A 23,854-nucleotide genomic window follows, 5' to 3' on the forward strand; every position below is an offset into this window, starting at 1 on the left:
TGCTGTTTGGCTTACTCAGCAGCAGATGCAGCAGCTTTTTAATAAAACTAAACAGAATATAAGTCTCCACATTAAGAATATATTTAGTGAAAATGAACTCGTAAAAGATTCAGTCGTCAAGGAATCCTTGACAACTGCTTTGGATGGTAAACGTTATAATACATTCTACTATTCACTTGATGTAGTTATTTCAGCAGGCTATCGGGTAAAATCGGTTGAGGGTACTAAATTCCGCATTTGGGCCAACCAGATTTTAAAAGATTATTTAATGAATGGATATGTCATAAATCATAAAAAATTACGAGAGCAAGCCAGGCAGCTCACAGAGTTAAAGCAGGCCATTAAGTTGGTTAGTGCTGTTCAAAGCAGTCATTGCTTAATGAAAAGGAACTTTATCCCGGTGATAAATATTGTAATGTTGAGTACCTAGGCCTCTTTTTTTTGGCATATCGTCATGCTGAACTTGTTTCAGCATCTTTCCTGTTAGGATAGGTACTAAAATAAATTAACCTTCTGTGAGTTTGCTTAAGGCTCATTTTACTGCATAGCTTGCTGCTGCGGTACAGTTTAGAGTAGCGGAGGTAAACTGATATGCCGGAGATATTTTAAAGGTCTATAGTTTCTACCTCAACTCCGCTAAATACGCTTGTGTCTGCTTTTCAATCTCATTGGTGGCCAACTTAATGGCCGAACCTACTCTCGTCGTTTCCGCTTTTACGGGCATTCTATTGATCGTTGCCAGTGCATCAATGTACCATTTGCTCCAAACCGCTATGATGTGCTGCTCATCGTCTGCCGATTTTCCATTCGCAATTGCTTTTTTGCTGAGCTCAAATTCGGTTTTTAAGCGAATCAAAGCATCTGCTTTAACTTGTGAAACAGTAGCTATGGCGGTATTTTCATCTGCCGAAATCAGCGTGTAAGCTGCCGTTAAGCCACTTATGCCAACGTTTTTCATTTCTGTTGGCGAAACTTTGTCGATCCGATCATTATCCGTATGGTAAAATACATCGGTAAAGTGCCACATCAGTAAACCTGGGATTTTATGTTGTAAAAATGGAGTGTGATCGCTGCCCCCTTCAAAAGGATTGTAATTAACCGTCCAATTGGCAAATTTTCCCTGTGCTTTACAGATGTCGAAAATGAAATCGTTAAAATAGTGTGGGAAAAGATCTTTCTCACTAACATCGCCGGCGCCCCATTCCGTGTGTTTATCTGTTCCTCTTGTCCAGATGGCAGATGGATCGGGCATCTTTTCAATCAGAAAAGAACCTCCGGTTTTTTTAGTGTCTTCGCCAACCATATCCAAACTCATTCCCCACATAATGCCTTTAGCCCTCGTCGTATCTTCCCTAATATATCTTCTGGTCGATACAATTTCATCACCCCATAAAAAAGTCAGGGTTCGCTTCGGATTGATCTTTTTTGCCTGGTACAATTCAGCGGTTAGTCTCGCCATTTCTGCTAATGTGCCAACGCCACTGGCATTATCGTTTGCACCAGGTTCCTGAACATGCGCACTAAACACAAAACGTTCAGTAGGATTTGTACTTCCTTTAACATTTGCCACTATGGTTAATTCTTCTGAAGGATATATTTTGGTCTGAATATTCACTTTCAATTTGGCATCACCTTTTAGGCAGGCGGCTTTTAATTTTTCTTTCGCTGCATAGGAAAGAAGCAATGTCCATACTTCGCTATTGGCTTTCATACTGCCAAACTGAATAGAGGTTTGATGAATTTCAGGTTGGGTATACTTTGGCATCGAATAACCTAAAACGCCAACAGCTCCGGCTTTGCTTACAATTGGCAGCAAACTTGATGGGTTATTTTCCGAAAACAGGATTTTTCCTTTTAAATCCATCTTTTCTATTTCTGCCGGAACTATCTTTTCAAGGTAGACCACAGTTGCCGTAACGCCATCAGCGGGAGTTGAGCCGCAGTTGATGGGAATCATGTTGCGGTTAGTTTTATAAGAAATAAGCGGTTGTGTTTCACCCAGAAGATCAATATTGGCATCAACAGGCTCCCAGGTGTTATTTTTCATCGCCCTTTTTTCGATGCGGTACGTTAAAGGTGCTTCGGTCTCATTTTGCTTCTGTTCTACAAAACCAGCTTTTTTAAGGATGTTTTCTACGTAATGAATGCTTGCATTAAAACCCGTGTTGCCGGGTACACGGAAATATTTTTCTACAAAAGCAGTAGTTTCGTATGCATTTTTTTCCTTAAAACCAGCCCGCGTTAATTTGAAATAACCGCCGGTAGAAGTTTGAGCGTAACCTGACAATCCCGCAAAAAGCAGTAGGAATAGTATCTTCGTTTTCATGATTAATCTATAAAAGCGAAAGATACTAACAATATTTAATGTTGTTTAGACGTAACGCCTGCCTGTTTTACGTTTTAGCGCTTCATCAACCGATAACGGACCGGAGCCAACTACCCAAAACATAATGAGCAGGAACAATACCAGTACCGAAAACCAAAGTTCCGAATTTGGTGTAGAGAAACCCGGGGTAAGGTTAATGAAAAACACGGCAAACAGTAAGATCGGGATCTGGATGACGACGGCAAAGCGGGTTACCAGGCCTAGCGTGATCAAAATACCACCAACCAAATGTGCAAAGGCAACAACGTGAATGGCTATACTGATCAGTACGCCTGAAAAACCAAATACATTGTTTTGTATGATCATATTCTGGAGTACAGATGTGTCGCTAACGAAAGAAACACCTTTTCCAAAAATAATCAGGCCAAGGATAATGCGTAGATAGTCTAGCCATTTTGAGTGATGAACATCTCCCCAATGTTCAATTTTACGGATAACGTTCATTATGAACCTCCATTTTTATGTAAATGATATATTAAGTTAAGAATTTATATTTATTTATCAAATAAGTATTTGAAAATCAGTCGAAATATAGTTTATCTTAAAAGAAAGCAATCCATTTATCTTTCCGACATAAAATTAACATAAAATTAATTTGTACCACTTTGGTTTTCGGTATAAATTTTGTATTATTGCTTAAATAGATAGGTTTTTTATCATGAGCAAAGAAATATTAGAGTTTTCTGTACAAGTAGATGAAAAATTCGACCTAAAATTTAACTGGCTGGACGGCTTTTGGGGCGCTGCATTTAAATTTTTTGGGAAATAATTTTGAAATCTAATTTTTCTTAACGAACAATCCTCGTTCGAACAAGATAATATTGCCCAATCTTTCTTGATTAACCGGGTTTTAAACCCTCCACCTTTCTGCCTTCTACCTTTAACCTCTTTTTTCTATCTTTGCAAAATAATGAGTAGAAGAAAACCTGGTACGGTAACTATTGTTCCAAACGTACAAATAATTGATATTGCTGAAGAAGGGAAAGGTGTTGGCAAGGCTGATGAATTGGTCATTTTTGTAGACAAAGCTGTTCCTGGTGATGTGGTAGATGTACGTCTGACCAAAAAGAAAAAGAATTTTGCCGAAGCAATCATCGAGCAGCTGCATACAAAATCAGAACTCCGTACAGATCCTTTTTGCCCTCATTTCGGAACCTGTGGAGGCTGCAAATGGCAGCACATGGGTTACGATGCGCAATTGAAGTTTAAGCAGAAAAATGTTGAGGCTGCTTTACAACGTTTAGGTAAAATAGATACATCAGGAGCAGAACCTATTCTGGGTTCGGTAAAAAACAGATATTACCGTAATAAATTAGAATTTACTTTTTCCAATAAACGTTGGTTGGAAAAAACGGATGTAGAACGCGATGAAGATTTTGATATGAACGCGCTGGGTTTCCACGTACCCCTGCGTTTCGATAAAATCTTAGACATTGAGCACTGTTACCTGCAGGGTGAACCTTCTAATTCGATCAGAAATGCTGTACGTCAATATGCATTGGAAAATGGACTGTCTTTTTACGATCTCCGCAACCATGAAGGTGTTTTGCGTAACCTCATTATCCGTACTTCCAGCACAGGAGAAGTAATGGTGGCAGTAGTCTTCGCATATCCGGAGCCAGCACAGATTGATGGTTTGATGAGTTTCCTGAAATCTGAATTTCCTCAGATTACTTCACTTTTATATATCGTTAACCAAAAGAAAAACGATACCATTTTTGATCAGGATGTAGTAGTTTTTTCGGGCCGTGATCATATTTTCGAAGAAATGGATGGCATCCGCTTTAAAATTGGGGTCAAATCTTTTTATCAGACCAATTCTGAACAAGCCTTCGAACTATATAAAATAACCAGGGATTTTGCGGGATTTAAGGGAGACGAACTGGTTTATGATTTATATACCGGAGCAGGTACCATTGCCAACTTTGTGGCTAAAAATGTAAAGCAAGTGGTAGGTGTAGAGTATGTACCAACTGCGATTGAAGATGCTAAATTCAACTCCGGGCTTAATGGCATTGATAATACGATCTTTTATGCCGGCGATATGAAAGATATTCTTACTTCAGAATTTATATTGGCGCATGGTAAGCCTGATGTAGTGATCACAGATCCGCCACGTGCTGGTATGCATGCAGATGTTGTCCAAAGATTATTGGAAATGGAAGCAGAAAAAATTGTTTACGTGAGCTGTAATGCCGCAACCCAGGCCAGAGACCTCGAATTGTTAAAAGAAAAATACGATGTTGCCCGCATTAAGCCGGTAGATATGTTTCCGCATACACAACATGTAGAAAATGTAGTGCTTTTGAAGTTGAAGGCTTAAGATGTAAAAATGGAAGATATATGTTGGAATTTTAAAACGTTTCAACATTTAAACCTTTCAATGATAAAAAAATGGATAGAGAAGAATTATTAGGCGCAACGCCCGAGGAAAACGGAACACCACAAAAGAAGCAGGAAAGTCCGCTGGTAAGCTTAGAAAAAGACCTGGAGTTTTATGCCGATGCAATTAAAGAAGTAGCAATTGAAATTATGGTTGAAGGTATTTCAGTACACCCGATTTTTATTGCGCACCAACATGAGGTAAACATTGGCGAACTTATCTTAAACAAAGAAGAACTCAATACGAATTGGACCATACAAGCCTCTACCTTGGAAGAGTTTGTAGAAAAAGGAATTATCAGCAAGGAGAAAAAAGAACCTTTCTTAAAGGTATATAAGAAACCGGAAGATTATATGTGTGTATTTGTGATCGTTCCGGAAGGTGCTAACTTTATTTATTACCCATATAAAAAAGGTGGAAGGTAGGGGCTGGTCTACAGTACTTAGTTTAAAGCTAAAGTCTGTGCGTATCAGGAATTACCATCGTTGTAATCCTTCAATCAGTTAAATCTTTATATAAAAAACGCCGCTTTGCATCCACAAAGCAGCGCATTATTATTAACTAAACTAAGCTTTTAATTTACGTGGTGCACATCTCCGCTTTTTGAACTTGATGTTTTTTTGAGTGAAGCGTTTCCTTTGTAACTCACGTCGCCACCGCCACTGGCACTGGCCTCTAAACCTTTATTTACATAAATATTGACATCAGAACCGCCGGAAGCCTGCACTTTTGCATAATCTGTAATTAACTCATAAGCGTCGATATCGCTACCACCACTGGATTGAATGGTCATATTTTCTGCTTTTCCTTTTAAATCGATGTCGCTTCCTCCGCTCGATTGAATAGATAAATCTTTACAAACAACATTAAGTTTTAAATCTGATCCCCCGGAAGAGCGTACCGCAAGTTTATCGGTTTTGATCTGGTTTTGTGTAAAAACATCTGACCCTCCTGAAGCTGCAATTGCACTTAGGCTTTTGAAACTTACATAAGCTTTAATGGTACGGTTTTTAAACATGCCACCCCATTTGATGCCATCTTTAAATTTTATGGTAACATTGCTGCCGTTTTGTTCCACAACAATATCTTTTAATGTTTCCGAATCAGATTTTATGCTCACGCTTTCGCTACTTCCCTGGGTTAAGTATAGGTCAATTCCGCTGCTTACCCCAATGCTAGTAAAGTTTTTAGCTGTAAAGCTTTTAGTTTCCTGTGCCTTAGCTATATAGCTGGTTATTGTGATCAAGAAAATGGCAGATGATCGGATAAGGATTTTCATAGTCGTTCTTTGTTAAATGATTCTGAAGCCATCATTACACGATATTGCGTAATAAGGGCTTCGGTTTTGTGTTTTGGTTATAGATATTAGACGCATCTCTGATGAAAACGTTGCAAGCAGCCGAAATTATTTTTCAAATAGTTTGAATTTCATGCTTAAAATCGTTCTTTTTGTATTCAATCCTATTATACAATGGCATCGCAATTACTTATCCTTAACAAGAAACAAATTCAGCAGAAAATAGATCGTATCGCTTATCAGATTTTGGAAGATAACCTAAATGAGAAAGAAATTGTATTGGCGGGTATATGGGACCGCGGCTACAAATTGGCATTAAGATTAGAAAAGGTACTTAGGAAAATTTCTGGCTTTAAATTAACCTTGCTGCGCATCGATCTGCAAAAGGAGAGCAGCAAGTTGGTTGCTTCAACCGATCTCGATGAAAGCCATTGGAGAAATAAAGTGATCATTATCGTTGACGACGTGCTAAACAGTGGTAAAACTTTGGCCTATGGCCTGGGTGTTTTCCTAAATACCCCGCATAAAAAAATCCGCACTGTGGTACTTGTAGACCGTAGCCATAAAATTTTCCCTATCGCAACTGATTTTGTCGGACTTGAACTCGCCACCATCTTAAAAGAGCATGTAGATGTAGTGATGGATGTGGAAGGCGAAGAAGATCGGGTTTATTTGAGCTAGGGTGGATGTAAGATGGAAGGGCTATGATGGTGGATGGGATAATATAAGTGAATAACGACGAAAATTTGCAATTCACCTCAATTTTTTGCAATTTCCCGAAATGTATCAGCCCAGAAAAAATAATTTGATTTTCAGCTTTTTCTCCTGGTACATTCAATTTATCATCAAAAAAGATTTTGCAGCATTCAATTATAATGCAGTGGAAACCAATTCTGATTCTTCTGTTCTGATTTTGGCCAATCATTTCAGCTGGTGGGATGGCTTTTTTTTGTTTTACATCAATAAAAAAATATTAAAGAAACAGTTTCATGTTTTGGTGAATGCCGAAAACTATACTAAAATAGGTTTCTTAAAATATCTTGGCGCTTTTGCTGCCGAAAATAAAGGTAAAGACATCTTAGAAACGCTTAATTATGCTGGCAAACTGTTAGATAATCCTGCAAATTTAGTATTGGTATTTCCGCAGGGAAAATTATACTCTAATCATTTAAAGGGCATTAGTTTTGAAAAAGGGATCATGCAGATCATTAATGCCAGTCAGAAAAAAATCAATATCATTTTTGCGGCTACCTTTATCGATTATTTTGCGAAAAGAAAACCAACAGCCTACACTTATCTGCAGCATTGGGAGAACGAAGCGTATGTGAGTTTGCAATTGTTAAAGAGCGCGTATAATAAACATTATGATCAATCGGTTATTAAACAAAATCAGCTAATTGAATGACGATTTTTATTTATGCCGTTTTGATTTTTTTGGTGATCCGGTTTTCGGTTACTGTTTTCAATTTCCTCTCTAACCCAAAGTTGCCAAGAGTAGTTAAACACCATCATGATCAGGTTTCGATCCTGATCCCCGCCAGAAATGAGGCGGAGAATATTTTAGAATTGCTCGTTTCGATAAAAGATCAGGATTATACCGATTATGAGGTTATTGTTTTGGATGATAACAGTAGTGATCATACATTCGGGCTTGTCGAAAAATTTTGCCATAGCAATCCAAAATTCAGCGTGATAAGCGGTAAGGAGTTACCTCCAAACTGGCTGGGGAAAAACTATGCCTGCCAGCAGCTTAGCGAATTGGCAACCGGTAAATACTTTTTGTTTATCGATGCTGATGAAACAATTAAAAGAGGATTGATCAATAGCCTCATCAGCCGGATGGAAATTGGAAACCTGGCTTTGCTCAGTGTTTTCACCAATCAAACGATGAAATCGATAGGCGAATGGTTAACGGTACCCTTAATGCATTTTATCTTGTTGAATTTATTGCCTTTGCGTTTGGTAAAACTTTCTAAAAATCCGGCTTTTGCAGCGGCCAGCGGACAATGTATGTTTTTTAATGCCAATTCTTACAGAGAAAACAATTGGCATGAGCGGGTTAAAAACCAGGTAGTAGAAGATGTGGAGATTATGAAATTGGTAAAACAGCAAAAATTTAATGCAGAAGCACTTTTGGCCAACGGGTTGATTTATTGCAGAATGTATAAGAATTTAACCGAAAGCTTAAATGGCTTTAGTAAAAATTTATTAGCAGGTTTTGGTAATAACATCATAATATTATTACTTTACCAGCTTTTGGTAACCGTAGGGCCATTGATTTTAATCTTAAACTTTAATGTTGCTTTACTTGTATTACCATTAACTTTAATAGTATTAAGCAGAATGATGATTTCCTATTTATCTGGACAGCATGTTTTGATAAATCTGGTTCTACATCCTTTACAGATGTTGTTCTTCTTAATCATTTCACTCATTTCTATAAAAAAACATATTTTTAAAACGAGCACATGGAAGGGCAGAACGATCAAAACGATTTAAAGATTAAAAGGATTGCGGTAGCAATAATTGTCGTTTTTCATGTAGTTGGCTTGTTTGGCTTCTTAATCCCAGCCGCACAGCCTTATTTTATCAAACTAGTACCCTTTCATTTATTGCTGATGTTTGCCGTAATTGTTTTTTCGTACAATGCGGATGTGAAACGATTATTGCTATTCGTTTCAGGTGTGTTTCTCTGTGGCTTTTTGGTCGAGGTATTGGGTGTGCATACCGGAAAAATATTTGGCAGCTATTATTACGGTGATACATTGGGTTATAAGGTTGCTGCTGTTCCATTATTAATGGGAGTAAATTGGGTAATCCTTATTTTCAGCATTGGGCAAATGATGAAAAGCATGAAAATCAGGCATAGTATTCTGGCTTCTGTGCTGGGTGCACTTATACTGGTTAGTTTTGATTTCTTCTTAGAGCCTGTGGCCATGAAATTTAACTACTGGCAGTGGGATTGGCACGAAATTCCGGTTCAAAATTATGTAGCCTGGTTTATTGTTTCCGTCATCTTATTGAAGTTTTACTATGCTTTAGGCCTAAAGCAACAGAAATATATTGGTGTGGCCATGTTTGCCTCCCAGCTAATCTTTTTTGTTGTCTTATATATGACAACCGGAACAAATATTTTTACTTAATTTTGTGAGGTTATTTTAATTAACTTTATAACATGGAAACATTAATCGTACAGCCTAAAACTAAAAAACAACTTTTGGCAGTTGAGGCCGTGTACAAGCGTTGAATTTCCAGGCTATTGGTCGCAACAGATAAATAAAAAAGATAGGTTAGTCTATAGGATAGATGAAGAGATTATTACAGTATTTGTAATTTCTGCAAAGGGACATTATGGCGATAAATAACTAATCCTAAAAACAAATGAGCAATTTAAACTTACAGGTCAACATCGATAAATCATCAGGCTTTTGCTTTGGCGTAGTGTATGCGATAGAAATGGCTGAAGATATTTTGGATAACGAGGGTTATTTATATTGCCTTGGCGATATTGTGCATAATGATGAAGAAGTAGAGCGTTTAACCAACCGCGGATTAAAAATCATCGATCACGAAGTGTTAAAAAACTTAAGAGACGAAAAGGTTTTAATCAGGGCACATGGTGAGGCCCCCTCAACCTATCAACTGGCTTTAGAAAATAACCTGACATTAATAGATGCTTCGTGTCCTGTTGTGCTGAAATTACAGAACAGGATTAAAAATTCGCATGATGAAGATGAGCAGGTCCTTATTTTTGGTAAGCATGGCCATGCAGAAGTAATTGGATTACAGGGGCAAACGGATGGTAAGGCCATTGTTTTTCAGGATTTGGCCGAATTGGATAATGTTGAACTCCCCGCTAAATTTACGTTATATAGTCAAACTACTAAAAGCACCGATAAATTCTATCACATTAAAGATGAATTATTGAGCCGTGGTTATGAAGTTAAGGCTAACGATACCATTTGCAGGCAAGTATCTAACCGCTACGAAGAACTCGAAGATTTTGTAAGTCATTACGATAAAATCGTTTTCGTTTCCGGAAAGAAATCTTCGAACGGAAAGGTGCTTTACGATGTTTGTAAAAAACACAATGATCATTCTTATTTCATTTCGAATGTAGAAGAGTTAGACAAAACCTGGTTTAATGAAAATGATAAAGTAGGTATTTGTGGGGCAACTTCTACACCGATGTGGTTAATGGAGAAGGTAAAAGCTGCATTAGAGCAGTATTAGATGGTAAGAAGATCTAAATAAGTATTAATAGATAGATTTACATAGTAGAATCGTTATCTCGCAGTTGAACGGAGAGATCTGTTTTGATAGATCTCCCGACTTCGTTGCACTTCGCTCGAGATGACGGTGATTATAGTAATATAAATTGAAAAAGATAAACCCATATACCGGAATTCTGGTTGCGTTAACCGTAATGGCCTGTTGGTTTACTTCTCTCTTTTTTTTGTTAAACTGGCGTTTTAACTGGAGCAATCCCTTGGTTTATCTGATGGTTTTTGTTCAGATGCATTTGTACACCGGTTTATTTATTACCGCTCACGATGCCATGCACGGAACCATATCGCCGAACCAAAAAGCAAATAATTTTATTGGCTATCTTTCCGTTTTTCTTTACGCAGGTTTCTTTTACAACCGTTTGTATGCGAAGCATCACCAGCACCACCGTCATGTACATACCGAAAACGATCCGGATTTTGCACCACATGGCTTTTGGAAATGGTACTTCCGTTTCATGTTAAATTATGTTTCCATTATCCAATTGGTTATTATGGCCATAGCCTTTAATGTGTTGAAAATTTGGGTTGATGAAAAAAATCTGTTATTATTTTGGGTGTTGCCATCCTTACTAAGCACTTTTCAGTTGTTTTATTTTGGTACATATCTACCGCACAAAGGTGAACATGATAATGAATACCACTCTAATACTTTACAGAAAAACCATTTTGTAGCTTTTATAACCTGTTACTTTTTTGGTTATCACTATGAGCATCATCAAAAACCAGGAATGCCCTGGTGGCAGCTTTATAAAACAAAAGGATAACCATATCATTAGGAGTGGTGCCAGATGTTGACATCTGACACCAGGTTAAGCCTTCTGACTTGCTATCTTTTGATTTTTATGATGTTCTCTTATTTAGGCTAACTTCCGGGTAATATCTGACAGCACATTGGAAAACTAACGGATCAGGCAGGCTTTTGTAATCTGCACCAAACCAGGTTTATAAACCTGACTGGACAAAAATCCTTTTTGTCGTATACCCATTAAAAATAGCAATACCGGCCACAAAAAGATTGCAGGGAAGGCAGTACTAAACTTAAATAGAACCGCTGCATTAGCTTTTCTTATAATAATACAAGCTTTTTTTGACTTAAAAATGTCGGCAATCATATTTTTAGCTTAGTGAAAAAACAATAAAAAGGCGATATTTGCATCCACAAAACATATTTCTTTATAGATGAGCAAAAAGGGAATTTTACTGGTAAATTTAGGAACACCCGATAGTCCGGCAACAGCCGATGTAAGAAAATACCTAGATCAATTTTTGATGGATGAACGGGTAATCGATATTCCTAAACTGAACAGAACATTATTGGTTAAAGGTATTATTGTTCCCTTCCGTAGTCCTAAAACTGCTAAGTTATACAAAGAAATCTGGAACGAAAATGGTTCGCCATTATTATTCTACAGCAGGTTACAGGCTAAAATGCTTCAGGAAAGGCTGGGTGATGATTACCATGTAGAACTGGCTATGCGTTACCAAAGTCCATCTATTGCATCCGCGCTGTCAAATCTAAAAGCAGGTTTGGTAGAAAGTATTCAGGTAATCCCGATGTTTCCGCAATATGCTTCTGCCAGTACTGGTTCGGTAATGCAACTGGTAATGGAATTGGTGAGCAAATGGCCGACCGTTCCTCCGATCTCATTCATTAATTCATTCCATGATAACGAATTAATGATCAAAGTTTTTGCCGAAAATGCCAGAAAACACCACGTCGAAAGTTATGATCATGTATTGTTCAGCTTCCACGGCTTACCTGAGCGTCAACTTTTAAGATGCGATCACACCGGAAATTATTGTTTAAAAACTGCCGACTGCTGCCAAACCTTAAATGATACCAATAAATTCTGCTATTCTGCACAGGGACATGATACCGCCAGGTTAATCGCCAGAGAATTAAATTTATCTAAAGATCAATATACCGTTTGTTTCCAATCGCGTTTAGGTAAGGAGCCATGGGTACAGCCTTACACTACCGATGTGTTAAAGAAATTGGCTGCCGAGGGCAAAAAACGTCTTTTAGTTTTTAGTCCGGCTTTTGTGGCCGATTGTTTGGAAACGCTTTATGAAATCACTGTAGAGTACCACGAAGAATTTAAAACTTTAGGTGGCGAGCATGTTCAGTTGGTTGAAAGTTTAAATGATAGTCCTGTATTTATTGAGGCTTTAGCCGGAATGGTAAAATAAATTAACGATGGGAAGTTTTATTATTTTGATGGGCGTTTCAGGAAGTGGTAAAACAGTAATCGGAAAAGCTTTGGCGCCAAAAATAAATGCAGAATTTATAGATGGCGATAACCTGCATTCGCAACGGAATGTAGATAAAATGGCAGCCGGAATTCCGTTAACAGATGCTGATCGGTTAGATTGGCTACAATTAATTGCTAAAGTTGGCCGTGAACATGCTGACAATGGAGGTAATTGTATCATTGCCTGTTCTGCGCTTAAAAAGTCTTACCGCGATCTGTTGAGAGTGGATAACCAATCAATACGTTTTGTTTATCTAAAAGGAAGTTTCGATTTGATCCACGATAGGATTGTTAAACGTGCCCACCAATACATGCCTTCCAGCTTATTGCAAAGTCAGTTTGCAACTTTGGAAGAGCCACAGGCAGATGAGCCGGATGTATTTACGGTTTCCATCGACCAAGGTATCCCTGAAATAGTTGAAGAAATTGTTAAGGCTGATCTGATTTCGTAATTACCGAAATAATCTGATCGGTTGACCCTTTTTTATCCTCCACATATTTTCTCGCTGCATCGGCAGCATGTTGGTTATTTGAGAAAGCATTAAAGGCATCAGTTAGTTCTTTAGTTGAGGATATACTTTTGGCTGCACCAATGGCAATAAGATCTTTTGCCTCCTGAAATTTATCGTATTTAGGTCCGAAAATTACCGGCATTCCAAATGCCGCGGCCTCTAAAGTATTATGAATCCCCGTTCCAAAACCACCACCAATGTAAGCCACTTTTCCGTATTGATATAATGAGGAAAGCATACCGATGTTATCGATGATAAGCGTTTGGGGTTTAGCGTTTAGGGCTTTGGGGTCAGCACTGAAAACTGAAAACCGGACACTGTTAACTGAAAACTGTTTCTCTATACTTTCAATATGGCTTTCATGGATCTCATGCGGGGCAATGATAAATTTCCAATCTGGATATTTCTGTGGCAAGGCCGATAATATTTTTTCATCTTCGGGCCAGGTACTTCCGCAAACTAAAGTAGGAGCGTTACCAATAAAGCTTTCAATGAGGTTGAGCCGCTTTGGCGATTGTGCATTTTCATAAACCCTGTCGAAACGGGTATCACCACTTATGGTTACATGATTTAATCCGATTGAATTTAAAAGGTTTTCGCTCTCTTTATTTTGTACAAAAAAGTACGTAACAGATTTTAAAATATTGCGGTAAAAGCTGCCATACCATTTAAAAAATGCCTGGCTTTCTCTAAAAATTCCAGAAATCACATACAAAGGAATACCCTGTTCTTTTAATTCCTTAAAATAGAAATGCCAGAATTCATATTTGGTAAAAATCGCCATTTCCGGGTTAATGCTGGCTATAAAACGTTTGGCATTAGCAGCAGTATCAATGGGGAGATAAAATACGTCAGCCAGGGCATAGTTTTTTCTGATTTCATAACCCGAAGGTGAAAAAAAAGTAACTATCATTTTCTTTGCCGGATAAAGGGCTTTCATCTTTTCTAAAACCGGCCGACCTTGTTCAAATTCGCCTAGAGAAGCAAAATGGAACCATATATGTTTTTCGGCAGGATTAATTTTCCGGGTAATTAAGGTGAAGATATTTTTGCGGCCGTTGATAAACAGCCTGGCTTTAGGATTAAATAATGAGAATATCCTGATGAGTAAAGTGTAGCCCCAGATTCCGATGATGTAAAGTAATTTCATATCTTCGTGCCAAGATAAAACGAATATATTTAAAAAGCTTAAAAATATATGGAGGCCACACAATTTTACCTGGTATTCCAACTGAATAAATAAAATTGTGGTGTGGTTTGTAGCTGATAAAAATAAATTAACAGATGAAGATAGCCGTTATTGGTACTGGATATGTAGGTTTAGTTACCGGAACTTGTTTAGCAGAAACAGGAAATGATGTAATATGTGTTGATATTAATGAAGCAAAGGTAAAACAGATGCAGGCTGGCGAAGTGCCGATCTACGAACCTGGTTTAGATCTTTTGTTCCATAGAAATATCGAACAGGAAAGATTAACCTTTACCACCAATCTTGCTGATGCGGTAGAAGAAGCACAGATTATTTTTATGGCATTGCCAACGCCGCCGGGCGGTGATGGTGCAGCCGATCTATCTTATATTCTGGGTGCTGCCAAAGATATCTCCAAACTGATTACTGAATATAAAGTAATCGTAAATAAGTCAACCGTTCCGGTAGGTACTGCAGATAAGGTAAAAGCTGTTTTTGCCGAAAATACTTCTGTTGAAGTAGATGTGGTTTCTAATCCTGAATTTTTAAGGGAAGGTGTAGCAGTTGATGACTTTATGAAACCAGACCGCGTGATATTGGGTACAAAAAGCGAAAAGGCTAAGAAATTAATGGCCGAACTATATGGGCCTTACGTGCGCCAGGGTAATCCGATTCTTTTTATGGATGAGCGCTCGTCTGAGCTGACCAAGTATGCGGCAAATTCCTTCCTTGCCACTAAAATCACTTTCATGAACGAGATTGCAAACCTTTGCGAACTGGTAGGCGCTGATGTAGATGCAGTAAGAAGAGGGATCGGTTCTGACGAGCGTATTGGTAAACGGTTCCTTTTTCCCGGTGTAGGTTACGGTGGTTCATGTTTTCCTAAAGATGTTCAGGCTTTGGTTAAATCATCTGATGATTATGCCTACGATTTTCAGATTCTGAAATCGGTAATGGAAGTTAACGAAAAGCAAAAAACAGTCCTTGTTGATAAGGTATTGAAATACTATAAAGGCGATATAAAAGGCAAACATTTTGCATTGTGGGGGTTGGCCTTTAAGCCAGAAACGGACGATATCCGCGAGGCACCGGCCTTATACATTATCGATGAGCTGGTGAAGAATGGAGCTACTGTTTCTGTTTTTGATCCGGAGGCAATGGCCAATGTGAAAAATGTTATCGGCGATAAGGTAAGCTACGCTAAAAACCAATACGAAGCTTTAGAAGGTGCTGATGCACTCTTGATTGCAACAGAATGGTCGGTTTTCCGTAATCCTGATTTTGACAAAATAGATAACATCCTGAAAAATAAAATCGTTTTTGATGGCCGGAATTTATACGATCTGCAAAAAATGATCGATCTTGGCTATTATTATAATAGTATTGGCAGAAAATTGATAGATTAAAATGGGGCAGAAAAGGATATTGATTACGGGGGCTGCCGGATTTTTAGGTTCGCACCTTTGCGATCGTTTTGTAAAAGAAGGCTATCATGTTATCGGGATGGATAACCTGATTACAGGGGATATGGCCAATATAGAACACTTGTTCAAACTGGAAAATTTTGAGTTTTACAACCACGATGTTTCCAAATTTGTTCATATTCCAGGTAAACTGGACTATATCTTGCATTTCGCCTCACCTGCAAGTCCGATTGACTATCTTAAAATCCCGATCCAAACACTTAAGGTAGGCTCTTTGGGTACACATAATCTTTTAGGATTGGCGCGTAATAAAAATGCAAGGATGCTGATTGCGTCAACTTCCGAAGTATATGGCGATCCTAATGTAAACCCACAGCCAGAAGAATATTGGGGCAACGTAAATCCAGTAGGTCCCCGAGGTGTTTATGATGAGGCCAAACGTTTTCAAGAGGCTATTACCATGGCGTACCATACTTTCCATGGAGTTGAAACCAGGATCGTAAGGATTTTTAATACCTATGGGCCAAGGATGCGCCTGAACGATGGTCGGGTTTTACCTGCCTTTATCGGACAGGCTTTAAGAGGTGAAGATTTAACTGTTTTTGGCGATGGAAGTCAGACTCGCTCTTTTTGTTATGTAGATGACCTGATCGAAGGTATTTATCGTTTGTTGATGAGCGACTATGCCCAACCGGTAAATATTGGTAATCCCGATGAAATTACCATTAAACAGTTCTGCGAGGAAATTATCAAACTTACAGGCACCACACAAAAAATTGTGTATAAGGAACTTCCACAGGATGACCCGAAACAGCGCAGGCCAGATATTACCAAAGCGAAAGAGCTATTGGGCTGGGAACCAAAAATAGGCCGTGCTGAAGGCTTAAAAATTACATACGAATACTTTAAGTCATTGCCTCCGGAGGCGCTGGCAAAAATTGATCATAAAGACTTTACCACATTTAACCGTTAAAATGGCAAAAATATTAGTTACTGGTGGAACAGGATACATCGGTTCGCACACAGCAGTAGAATTACACAACGCAGGATACGAAGTTGTCATTATCGATAACCTTTCTAACTCAAACATCAAAATCTTAACCCAGTTGCATACCATCACCGGCAAATGGTTTGATTTCCACGAAATTGATCTCCGGGATGAAAAAGCCGTACAGGAGTTTGCAGAAAACCATACCGATATTGATGGAATTATTCATTTTGCAGCTTCCAAGGCGGTAGGCGAATCGGTAGAGCAACCGTTAAAATATTATAAAAATAACTTTTACGGATTGATTAACCTGTTAACCTCGTTTAACAGGAAAATTAATTTTGTGTTTTCTTCATCATGTACCGTTTATGGGCAGCCAGAAACCCTGCCTGTAACCGAAGCTGCACCGGTGCAGAAAGCAGAATCTCCTTATGGAAATACCAAACAGATTGCTGAAGAAATTTTAGCTGAAACGGCTGCCGTAACACCTGATTTAAATGTAATTGCTTTACGTTATTTTAATCCGGTTGGCGCGCACGAAACGGCTTTGATCGGCGAACTGCCAAATGGGGTGCCTGCAAATCTGGTTCCTTTTATAACCCAATCGGCCATTGGCAAACGCGGTCCGATTACTGTTTATGGCAATGATTATGATACGCCAGATGGTTCGGCCATCCGTGATTATATCCATGTGGTAGATCTTGCAAAAGCACATGTTGCCGCTATAAAAAAATTAGAAGATGGAAACCCGAACGGTAATTATGATGTTTTCAACATCGGTACAGGTAAAGGATCTTCAGTGTTGGAAATTATCGCTGCTTTCGAAAAAGTAAACGGCGAAAAACTGGATTATAAAATCGGTCCGAGGAGGGCTGGAGATATTGTTCAGATTTATGGTGATGTGCAAAAATCGAATAAAGAATTAGGCTGGAAAGCTAACCTTGATATCAATGAAATGATGCGCTCGGCCTGGGAGTGGGAAAAATATATTAAGGCTAATCCATTTTAAATGAAGTTATCGGAACACAAAGACTTAAAAGCTGCCATTACCGGACTGCCTGTTAAAGAAAAAGACAGGCTGTTATTGCGTTTGGTAGCAAAAGATAAAGTGCTTACCGAACATCTTCATTATAAATTGTTAGAGGATGTGAGCGATCTCGAAGATCGTAAAGAAAGGATTAAAACTGATGTTGATGAACAGATTCCTGAACTGAAAAAACTAAATGCCAAAGAGGCATTGGTGAAAGTAAGGAAAATGATTACTGCTGTTAATCACTTTTATAAAGTGACAAAAGATCCTGTAGGAGAAGTAGAACTAAAACTGTTTATTCTTAATGCCATCCCTTTAGATTATAAAAAATCAGCTTTTGGTTATCGCGATTTTATGATGCTTTTTAGTGTTTATTACATTAAAACTGTTGCGGTAACCTTAAATAAATTCAAAAAGCTTCATGAAGACCTGCAGTTTGATTTAAGTGAAAGTCTGAATCAGTTGCTCGGTAAAATCTATTCCTCTAAATTGGCTGGTGCGGCAGAAGCTGGTAATTTGCCAAAAGAGATCAGTTAAAGCTATGACCTATCGTGATGTTCGGATTATTTAAAAAGAAAAAAAAAATTGTACCCGAATTTAATTTTTCAGGTATCAAGACAGATATGCATTCCCATATTATCCCTGGGATTGACGATGGTGCACAAAATCTAAAAGATGCATTGCTCCTGGCTAAAAAGTTTAAAGCCTTAGGTTATCAGAAACTGATTGCCACGCCACATATCATGGCCGATTATTTTCGTAATACACCAGACTCCATTAACCGTGGTTTGGATATTTTAAGAAAAGGGCTTGAAGAGCATGAAATCGATTTAAAGGTAGATGCAGCCGCAGAATATTATCTGGATGAAACGCTGGAGAAGAAAATCAGGCTGAAAGAGGTGCTAACTTTTGGAGAAAACTACCTTTTATTCGAACTTTCCTATATCAACCCGCCTCAAAATCTTACTGATTTTATAAAAATGATGCAAGATGCTGGTTACAAACCCGTTTTAGCTCATCCAGAAAGGTATTCGTATTATCATAAAACTTTTGAAAACTATCATCAGCTCAGAGAAACAGGCTGTTTATTCCAGTTAAATGCTATTGCTTTAACGGGTTATTATGGTACAGGAGTAAAAAGAGCAGCAGAAGACATGGTAGATAAACATCTGGTCGATTTTTTGGGCAGTGATATGCATCATTTAAAACATGCCGCCGCGCTCGAAGAGAGCCTTAACACTCCCTCAATGCAACAGTTGCTTACACAACATCAACTTAATAACGTGTTGCTTTAATGTTCATTGGTTCACTTGTCATTTGTTCGGCATATTTTATATGCTATTGGTTGACATCCAATGTGCCGATGATTGATAGCTTAGTTGACTAAGCAGGTGGACAGGCTAATTCGTTTATACAATTAACCAATTTAAACAGTTAATCGGTTAACGCATTAGGACATGAACCAATAAACCATTGACCACTGAACTAATGAACCAATTCTATTCATACCTTAACGCTTCTACAGGATCTAGCCTTGAAGCTTTTTTAGCGGGATAATAGCCAGATAGGATTCCAACAAATACACATAATACAAAGCCGCCGATAATAAACAACCATGGAATTAAGAATGAACCACCCATAGCCAGGGAAATCAGGTTTCCTAAAACAATTCCGAGAAAAATACCAAATACGCCACCAATTAAACAGATGACTACGGCCTCAATTAAAAACTGGCGACGGATTACTTTTGGATTGGCACCAATTGCTTTACGGATCCCAATTTCGCGTGTACGCTCGGTAACTGATACCAGCATGATATTCATTAAACCTATTGAGGCGCCAATTAATGTAATAATGCCGATTGCAACACCACCAATAGCCACAAAAGCCAGATTTTCAAATAATGTTTGCGCAATGGCATCACTCTTTGTAATCTCGAAATTATTGGTTTCGTTTACCTTTACTTTACGGATGTTTCTGAATAGGGCAGTAGATTCTCCAATAATGTTTTCCTGCATATCATTGCTAGGTACCATTACAGTAATGGTATAAGATGGGTTGGCGTTGGCATTGATCTGCTTCGCTTTTAGCAGAGGCACATAAACAGCCCTGTCACCACTAAAGCCCATGCTCGATCCTTTTTTCTCTAATATGCCAACAATTTTAAACCGGTTATTACCTACATTGATCAGCTTATCTAAGGGATCTGAGTCTTTGAATAATTTCTCCACTACTTCTCCACCAACAATACAAACATTACTTCCCAACTGTATTTCAGAAACGCTAAAATTTCTTCCTTGTGAGAGATTTAAACCCTGCGCGGATAAACCATTTTCATCAATTCCCTGAACGTTAATATTTGGGTTGGTTTTTAAACTGCCGTATTTTATAGTAGAGCCACTACTGGCAAAAACACTTACTGCTACAGTAGCAGGCGTATTTAGGCTATCTTTAAAGTTAACGGCATCTTCATAACGAATGGCTTTAAAAGGTTTTGGTCTTTTACCATTTCCGATCCTGATTCCCGTTCCACGGTTCCTGATGGTGAAAGAGTTGGCTCCCATGCTGCTAAAAGCATCTGTCATACTTTTTTTTACAGCATCCAGCGTGGTTAAAATCCCCACCAGTGCCATTAAACCAATGGCAATAATTAAGGCGGTAAGCATTGTGCGCAAGCGGTTCGCTTTGATCGATTCTAATGACAGTCGGATGTTTTCTCTGTAATTCATTTATTGTAAGTGCCAAGTCAAGTATTGGGAATCAAGATGGGATTAGCCTTGTACCCTACACCTTTTGCCTTAAACCTTTATATGTAAAAATAAAAAAAGTCCCAATGTTTAGACAAAGGGACTGCACGATATGTTACAATAATATTTTATTTATGCAGAGAAACTCGTACCACAGCCACAAGTACTGGTTGCATTGGGATTAATGAAAGTAAAACCACGCGAATTTAAACCATCCTGCCAGTCGATCATCATCCCCATTAAGTACATCTGGTGTGCTTTATTCATGAAAACCTTAATGCCATCGATCAGAAATTCCTGATCACCATCTTTTTTCTGATCAAAACCCAATACGTAATTCATGCCGGCACAGCCACCGCCTTCTACGCCAACGCGCAACCCGTAATCATCACCAATCTCCTGCTGATCTTTTAATTTATATAACTCTTTAGCTGCTCCTTCAGAAAAAGTAACCGGTGCAAATGCTGTATCAACTGTTGTGCTCATGTTATTTAAATTTTATCTGTTACAAATATAAATAATAATGTACATTTTTGCTTTTAACGGTCAGTTAATATTACTGTACTTAAACAATACTTATGAATATACAACAAATTTTAGCCGATATAATAATTTTATTTGCAGGCATTTTCATTGCGTTAATGGCAGTTTATTATCTTTTAAGGAACGATATCCAACGTTTCTTTAACTTAAAAACCATAGAACTGAACAAAGAAAGCCGGGCGCATATTTTACCCTTACGCTTACAGGCGCACGAACGTTTAATTATATTTATTGATCGCATTAATCCAGCTAATTTACTTGTTCGTTTACACCAGCAAGGAATTGCCATCGCCACTTTACAGGCTGGTGTTTTAAATGAAATCCGCTCAGAGTATCAGCATAACATTACCCAACAGTTGTATATAGACAGTGTGACCTGGGGGGTGGTAAGAAAATTAAAAGATGATACCATTGCCATGGTAAATAATGCAGTACAAGGTTTACCCGCTGATGTGAGTGGAATTGAACTCAGCAAAGCAATTTTGCAGCACATGGCCAGTATAGATGAAAATCCATACGACTTAACCATTGAGTTAATCAAGAAAGACATTCATATGCTTTTTTAAGGTTAATCGGTTAATTGAAATCCGATTCGCTAATTTTACAGTTAGCCGGTTAACCCGTTTGAACATTACCAACATAGCTATGAACTGTTGACTATGAGCCTATACAGGACCAATGAATTAATGGCAATGAACCACTGAACAAATAAAATAACCAAATATGAGCGAGAGAAAGCATAGCACTACTTCGGGGATTGAAATAAAACCGCTGTATACTGAAGCGAAGCCCATGGAAGAACTACCCGGAGAATTTCCTTTTACCAGGGGAATCCAGAAGGATATGTATCGCGGGCGCTTGTGGACGATGCGGCAGTATGCCGGTTTTTCGACCGCCGAAGAATCAAACAAGCGCTATCACTATTTATTGGCTCAGGGAACAACCGGATTATCTGTCGCTTTCGATCTTCCAACGCAAATTGGTTATGATTCTGATCATGAAATGGCTGATGGAGAAGTAGGCAAAGTGGGGGTAGCTATTGATTCATTAAAGGATATCGAAATTTTATTTGATGGTATAGAGCTGAAGAATATCACGACTTCGATGACAATCAATGCAACGGCTTCAATTTTATTAGCCATGTATATTGCGCTGGCCAAAAAACAAGGTGCAGATTTAAAGCAGATTTCGGGTACGATACAGAATGATATCCTGAAGGAGTATGCAGCAAGAGGAACATACATTTATCCGCCAAAGCCATCCATGCGGTTAATTACCGATATATTTGAGTTTTGTAGTAAAGAAGTACCAAAGTGGAATACCATTTCCATTTCCGGCTACCATATTCGCGAAGCTGGCTCTACCGCTGTGCAAGAACTTGCTTTTACTTTGGCCAATGGCAAAACTTATCTAAAAGCCGCCTTAGACAAAGGTTTAGATATAAACATCTTTGCCAAACGTTTGTCATTCTTCTTTAATTGCCATAATAATTTCTTTGAGGAAATAGCTAAATTCAGAGCCGCAAGGCGGATGTGGGCGAAAATTACCAAGGATTTGGGCGCTACAGATGAAAAGGCCCAGATGTTGAGGTTCCACACCCAAACCGGAGGTTCAACCTTAACCGCGCAACAACCCTTAAACAATGTGATCAGGGTAAGCAACCAGGCCATGGCTGCGGTTCTGGGTGGAACCCAGTCACTGCATACCAACGGCTATGACGAAGCCCTTTCACTCCCGACAGAATCTGCGGCTAAAATTGCTTTGCGTACCCAACAGATCATTGCCTTTGAGAGCGGAGTTACCGATACGGTAGACCCATTGGCAGGATCGTTTTTTGTAGAAAGCTTAACGGATGAAGTAGAAGCTGCTGCCTGGGCTTATATCGATCGGATAGGTGCTATGGGGGGCTCGGTTAATGCCATCGAAAGCGACTATATGCAAAATGAAATTGCTGGTGCAGCTTATCAATATCAAAAAGAAATCGAAAGTGGCGAAAGGATCTCGGTCGGTGTTAACAGGTTTACACAGGAAGAGGAAGGTTTAACCGAGGTATTCCATATAGATGATTCGATCCGCAAGCTGCAATCTGAAAAACTTGATCATTTAAAATCAACCCGTAACCAAGTGGCGGTTGAGCAGGCGCTGCAGCAATTGAGCGAAGCGGCAAAAGGCGAAGCTAATCTGATGCCTTTGATTATTGATGCCGTTGAAAAATATGCAACGCTTGGCGAAATTGCAGATGTATTTAGAAATGCTTTTGGTGTTTATTAAATGAATAGTAAACTGCTTGTTTCTGGGGCTTCGTAATAAGTCAAAACTAGTGGCATTCAGCTTTTGATGAGCGGCTTTGAAATAATCTAAATTCTCCTGGCTTACGTTAAAAATAGGGTTTGAAACTGTCATAAAATTCATACAATAATTACTTTTAATGAAATTTTTTAATCGTTTTTCCTGAATTGATATTAATTTATTAAAGTTATGGCTTTGATTTTCAGTTTATTTAAGATTTAATAATGCTAAAACGGTTAACCGATAGCTAATATGGCTTGGATTTTGCTTTTTCAGCAGCGATTCGAAGTGATGAACAAATATTGATGATTAATAATAATTAATGTGGATAACCAGTGTTAATAAATAGTTATCAACATAAAAAATTGAGGTTAAGCGGGCTACTATATTCCTTATCAGTAGGTTACGATTTATTTGAAATTTTTGTTTAAAATGTTGATAATTTTGTCAATATTCGTAGTCCCTAAACGGACCATCCCTTTAATTCGAATAGGTACTGTAAACCAATAAATTATAGAAATCGCA

At 38.3% G+C, this 23,854-nt stretch carries 26 protein-coding genes; 20 read left to right on the forward strand and 6 right to left on the reverse strand.

The genetic code is table 11. The annotated features are described in order from the left end of the window. The first annotated feature begins 25 nt into the window (after positions 1-25). Positions 26-430 (forward strand): RhuM family protein, encoded by a 405-nt coding sequence (gene rhuM, locus ABEG20_RS22045; RefSeq protein WP_406825357.1) that lies wholly within the window; start codon positions 26-28, stop codon positions 428-430. A 192-nt stretch (positions 431-622) separates the two neighbouring features. Here rhuM and ABEG20_RS22050 read toward each other — a convergent pair whose 3' ends face one another. Both ABEG20_RS22050 and ABEG20_RS22055 read right to left on the reverse strand, forming a co-directional pair. Next, positions 623-2,326, reverse strand: a complete 1,704-nt coding sequence (locus ABEG20_RS22050) for a M28 family peptidase (protein ID WP_406825358.1) — start codon at positions 2,324-2,326, stop codon at positions 623-625. Between the two features lie 45 nt (positions 2,327-2,371). Next, a complete protein-coding gene (locus ABEG20_RS22055) occupies positions 2,372-2,830 on the reverse strand; it encodes a DoxX family protein (RefSeq protein WP_406825359.1) in 459 nt (152 codons plus the stop codon). Between the two features lie 214 nt (positions 2,831-3,044). Here ABEG20_RS22055 and ABEG20_RS22060 point away from each other — a divergent pair, with 214 nt between their 5' ends. The 3 genes from ABEG20_RS22060 to ABEG20_RS22070 all read left to right on the forward strand — a co-directional run bounded on the left by ABEG20_RS22060 (position 3,045) and on the right by ABEG20_RS22070 (position 5,194). Continuing rightward, positions 3,045-3,155, forward strand: a complete 111-nt coding sequence (locus ABEG20_RS22060; protein ID WP_025145553.1) for a hypothetical protein — start codon at positions 3,045-3,047, stop codon at positions 3,153-3,155. A gap of 141 nt (positions 3,156-3,296) precedes the next feature. After that, the gene (gene rlmD, locus ABEG20_RS22065; protein WP_406825360.1) at positions 3,297-4,709 is read left to right on the forward strand and encodes a 23S rRNA (uracil(1939)-C(5))-methyltransferase RlmD; all 1,413 of its coding nucleotides are present in this window, start codon (positions 3,297-3,299) and stop codon (positions 4,707-4,709) included. 71 nt (positions 4,710-4,780) lie between these two features. After that, positions 4,781-5,194 (forward strand): hypothetical protein, encoded by a 414-nt coding sequence (locus ABEG20_RS22070; RefSeq protein WP_406825361.1) that lies wholly within the window; start codon positions 4,781-4,783, stop codon positions 5,192-5,194. Positions 5,195-5,343: 149 nt separating this feature from the next. Here ABEG20_RS22070 and ABEG20_RS22075 read toward each other — a convergent pair whose 3' ends face one another. Then, complete coding sequence (locus tag ABEG20_RS22075; RefSeq protein WP_406825362.1) at positions 5,344-6,048, reverse strand: head GIN domain-containing protein; 705 nt, start codon at positions 6,046-6,048, stop codon at positions 5,344-5,346. A 192-nt stretch (positions 6,049-6,240) separates the two neighbouring features. On the opposite strand from ABEG20_RS22075, the gene ABEG20_RS22080 reads away from it, so the two are divergent. The 9 genes from ABEG20_RS22080 to ABEG20_RS22120 all read left to right on the forward strand — a co-directional run bounded on the left by ABEG20_RS22080 (position 6,241) and on the right by ABEG20_RS22120 (position 13,059). Further along, positions 6,241-6,747, forward strand: coding sequence for a phosphoribosyltransferase family protein (locus tag ABEG20_RS22080; protein ID WP_406825363.1), 507 nt, complete (start codon positions 6,241-6,243; stop codon positions 6,745-6,747). Positions 6,748-6,847: 100 nt separating this feature from the next. Then, positions 6,848-7,471 carry a 1-acyl-sn-glycerol-3-phosphate acyltransferase gene (locus ABEG20_RS22085; RefSeq protein WP_406825364.1) on the forward strand — a complete coding sequence of 208 codons (624 nt, stop codon included), beginning with the start codon at positions 6,848-6,850 and terminating at the stop codon, positions 7,469-7,471. Further along, positions 7,468-8,565, forward strand: a complete 1,098-nt coding sequence (locus tag ABEG20_RS22090) for a glycosyltransferase (protein WP_406825365.1) — start codon at positions 7,468-7,470, stop codon at positions 8,563-8,565. Before ABEG20_RS22085 ends, ABEG20_RS22090 begins: the two co-directional genes overlap by 4 nt. Next, positions 8,535-9,209, forward strand: a complete 675-nt coding sequence (locus ABEG20_RS22095) for a carotenoid biosynthesis protein (RefSeq protein ID WP_406825366.1) — start codon at positions 8,535-8,537, stop codon at positions 9,207-9,209. The genes ABEG20_RS22090 and ABEG20_RS22095 overlap by 31 nt, the downstream gene beginning before the upstream one ends. An 81-nt stretch (positions 9,210-9,290) precedes the next feature. Beyond that, a complete protein-coding gene (locus ABEG20_RS22100) occupies positions 9,291-9,431 on the forward strand; it encodes a type II toxin-antitoxin system YoeB family toxin (RefSeq protein WP_406825367.1) in 141 nt (46 codons plus the stop codon). A 16-nt stretch (positions 9,432-9,447) separates the two neighbouring features. Beyond that, entirely contained in the window at positions 9,448-10,299 is an 852-nt protein-coding gene (locus ABEG20_RS22105) for a 4-hydroxy-3-methylbut-2-enyl diphosphate reductase (RefSeq protein ID WP_406825368.1), read from the forward strand. A gap of 145 nt (positions 10,300-10,444) precedes the next feature. After that, entirely contained in the window at positions 10,445-11,119 is a 675-nt protein-coding gene (locus ABEG20_RS22110) for a fatty acid desaturase (RefSeq protein WP_406825369.1), read from the forward strand. Between the two features lie 415 nt (positions 11,120-11,534). Further along, positions 11,535-12,545 (forward strand): ferrochelatase, encoded by a 1,011-nt coding sequence (gene hemH / locus ABEG20_RS22115; protein WP_406825370.1) that lies wholly within the window; start codon positions 11,535-11,537, stop codon positions 12,543-12,545. Between the two features lie 7 nt (positions 12,546-12,552). Continuing rightward, complete coding sequence (locus tag ABEG20_RS22120) at positions 12,553-13,059, forward strand: gluconokinase (protein ID WP_406825371.1); 507 nt, start codon at positions 12,553-12,555, stop codon at positions 13,057-13,059. Here ABEG20_RS22120 and ABEG20_RS22125 read toward each other — a convergent pair. Continuing rightward, entirely contained in the window at positions 13,037-14,269 is a 1,233-nt protein-coding gene (locus tag ABEG20_RS22125; protein ID WP_406825372.1) for a 3-deoxy-D-manno-octulosonic acid transferase, read from the reverse strand. The two genes, ABEG20_RS22120 and ABEG20_RS22125, sit on opposite strands and share 23 nt — an antisense overlap. Positions 14,270-14,403: 134 nt before the next feature. Here ABEG20_RS22125 and ABEG20_RS22130 point away from each other — a divergent pair, with 134 nt between their 5' ends. Genes ABEG20_RS22130 through ABEG20_RS22150 form a run of 5 tightly spaced genes read left to right on the forward strand, consistent with a single transcriptional unit; the run spans position 14,404 to position 19,045 of the window. Beyond that, positions 14,404-15,714 (forward strand): UDP-glucose dehydrogenase family protein, encoded by a 1,311-nt coding sequence (locus ABEG20_RS22130; RefSeq protein ID WP_406825373.1) that lies wholly within the window; start codon positions 14,404-14,406, stop codon positions 15,712-15,714. Position 15,715: 1 nt separating this feature from the next. After that, entirely contained in the window at positions 15,716-16,705 is a 990-nt protein-coding gene (locus ABEG20_RS22135; protein WP_406825374.1) for a UDP-glucuronic acid decarboxylase family protein, read from the forward strand. Position 16,706: 1 nt separating this feature from the next. After that, complete coding sequence (galE, locus tag ABEG20_RS22140; protein ID WP_406825375.1) at positions 16,707-17,729, forward strand: UDP-glucose 4-epimerase GalE; 1,023 nt, start codon at positions 16,707-16,709, stop codon at positions 17,727-17,729. Continuing rightward, positions 17,730-18,287, forward strand: a complete 558-nt coding sequence (locus tag ABEG20_RS22145; RefSeq protein ID WP_406825376.1) for a hypothetical protein — start codon at positions 17,730-17,732, stop codon at positions 18,285-18,287. It begins immediately after the preceding gene. Positions 18,288-18,304: 17 nt separating this feature from the next. Further along, on the forward strand, positions 18,305-19,045 hold the full coding sequence (locus ABEG20_RS22150) for a tyrosine-protein phosphatase (RefSeq protein WP_406825377.1): 741 nt from the start codon (positions 18,305-18,307) through the stop codon (positions 19,043-19,045). Positions 19,046-19,249: 204 nt separating this feature from the next. On the opposite strand, the gene ABEG20_RS22155 is transcribed toward ABEG20_RS22150, so the two are convergent. Both ABEG20_RS22155 and ABEG20_RS22160 read right to left on the reverse strand, forming a co-directional pair. Continuing rightward, positions 19,250-20,479, reverse strand: coding sequence for an ABC transporter permease (locus ABEG20_RS22155; protein WP_406825378.1), 1,230 nt, complete (start codon positions 20,477-20,479; stop codon positions 19,250-19,252). Positions 20,480-20,629: 150 nt separating this feature from the next. Beyond that, positions 20,630-20,983, reverse strand: a complete 354-nt coding sequence (locus tag ABEG20_RS22160; RefSeq protein ID WP_406825379.1) for a HesB/IscA family protein — start codon at positions 20,981-20,983, stop codon at positions 20,630-20,632. A gap of 92 nt (positions 20,984-21,075) precedes the next feature. On the opposite strand from ABEG20_RS22160, the gene ABEG20_RS22165 reads away from it, so the two are divergent. After that, positions 21,076-21,606, forward strand: a complete 531-nt coding sequence (locus ABEG20_RS22165) for a hypothetical protein (protein ID WP_406825380.1) — start codon at positions 21,076-21,078, stop codon at positions 21,604-21,606. 157 nt (positions 21,607-21,763) lie between these two features. Next, complete coding sequence (locus ABEG20_RS22170) at positions 21,764-23,311, forward strand: methylmalonyl-CoA mutase (RefSeq protein ID WP_406825381.1); 1,548 nt, start codon at positions 21,764-21,766, stop codon at positions 23,309-23,311. Positions 23,312-23,854 lie beyond the last annotated feature (543 nt).

It is taken from the genome of Pedobacter sp. KACC 23697 (assembly GCF_045348445.1).
In the GTDB taxonomy this organism is placed as follows: domain Bacteria; phylum Bacteroidota; class Bacteroidia; order Sphingobacteriales; family Sphingobacteriaceae; genus Pedobacter.

Bases quoted from the DNA above. Each gene is read 5' to 3' on its own strand.
- ABEG20_RS22130 (WP_406825373.1), top strand. From the start codon at position 14,404: ATGAAGATAGCCGTTATTGGTACTGGATATGTAGGTTTAGTTACCGGA.
- ABEG20_RS22090 (WP_406825365.1), top strand. From the start codon at position 7,468: ATGACGATTTTTATTTATGCCGTTTTGATTTTTTTGGTGATCCGGTTT.
- ABEG20_RS22145 (WP_406825376.1), top strand. From the start codon at position 17,730: ATGAAGTTATCGGAACACAAAGACTTAAAAGCTGCCATTACCGGACTG.
- galE (WP_406825375.1), top strand. From the start codon at position 16,707: ATGGCAAAAATATTAGTTACTGGTGGAACAGGATACATCGGTTCGCAC.
- rhuM (WP_406825357.1), top strand. From the start codon at position 26: ATGCAGCAGCTTTTTAATAAAACTAAACAGAATATAAGTCTCCACATT.
- ABEG20_RS22150 (WP_406825377.1), top strand. From the start codon at position 18,305: ATGTTCGGATTATTTAAAAAGAAAAAAAAAATTGTACCCGAATTTAAT.
- ABEG20_RS22055 (WP_406825359.1), bottom strand. From the start codon at position 2,830: ATGAACGTTATCCGTAAAATTGAACATTGGGGAGATGTTCATCACTCA.
- ABEG20_RS22160 (WP_406825379.1), bottom strand. From the start codon at position 20,983: ATGAGCACAACAGTTGATACAGCATTTGCACCGGTTACTTTTTCTGAA.
- ABEG20_RS22155 (WP_406825378.1), bottom strand. From the start codon at position 20,479: ATGAATTACAGAGAAAACATCCGACTGTCATTAGAATCGATCAAAGCG.
- ABEG20_RS22070 (WP_406825361.1), top strand. From the start codon at position 4,781: ATGGATAGAGAAGAATTATTAGGCGCAACGCCCGAGGAAAACGGAACA.
- ABEG20_RS22050 (WP_406825358.1), bottom strand. From the start codon at position 2,326: ATGAAAACGAAGATACTATTCCTACTGCTTTTTGCGGGATTGTCAGGT.
- ABEG20_RS22095 (WP_406825366.1), top strand. From the start codon at position 8,535: ATGGAAGGGCAGAACGATCAAAACGATTTAAAGATTAAAAGGATTGCG.
- ABEG20_RS22165 (WP_406825380.1), top strand. From the start codon at position 21,076: ATGAATATACAACAAATTTTAGCCGATATAATAATTTTATTTGCAGGC.
- hemH (WP_406825370.1), top strand. From the start codon at position 11,535: ATGAGCAAAAAGGGAATTTTACTGGTAAATTTAGGAACACCCGATAGT.
- ABEG20_RS22170 (WP_406825381.1), top strand. From the start codon at position 21,764: ATGAGCGAGAGAAAGCATAGCACTACTTCGGGGATTGAAATAAAACCG.
- ABEG20_RS22105 (WP_406825368.1), top strand. From the start codon at position 9,448: ATGAGCAATTTAAACTTACAGGTCAACATCGATAAATCATCAGGCTTT.
- ABEG20_RS22085 (WP_406825364.1), top strand. From the start codon at position 6,848: ATGTATCAGCCCAGAAAAAATAATTTGATTTTCAGCTTTTTCTCCTGG.
- ABEG20_RS22080 (WP_406825363.1), top strand. From the start codon at position 6,241: ATGGCATCGCAATTACTTATCCTTAACAAGAAACAAATTCAGCAGAAA.
- ABEG20_RS22060 (WP_025145553.1), top strand. From the start codon at position 3,045: ATGAGCAAAGAAATATTAGAGTTTTCTGTACAAGTAGATGAAAAATTC.
- rlmD (WP_406825360.1), top strand. From the start codon at position 3,297: ATGAGTAGAAGAAAACCTGGTACGGTAACTATTGTTCCAAACGTACAA.
- ABEG20_RS22075 (WP_406825362.1), bottom strand. From the start codon at position 6,048: ATGAAAATCCTTATCCGATCATCTGCCATTTTCTTGATCACAATAACC.
- ABEG20_RS22125 (WP_406825372.1), bottom strand. From the start codon at position 14,269: ATGAAATTACTTTACATCATCGGAATCTGGGGCTACACTTTACTCATC.
- ABEG20_RS22135 (WP_406825374.1), top strand. From the start codon at position 15,716: ATGGGGCAGAAAAGGATATTGATTACGGGGGCTGCCGGATTTTTAGGT.
- ABEG20_RS22120 (WP_406825371.1), top strand. From the start codon at position 12,553: ATGGGAAGTTTTATTATTTTGATGGGCGTTTCAGGAAGTGGTAAAACA.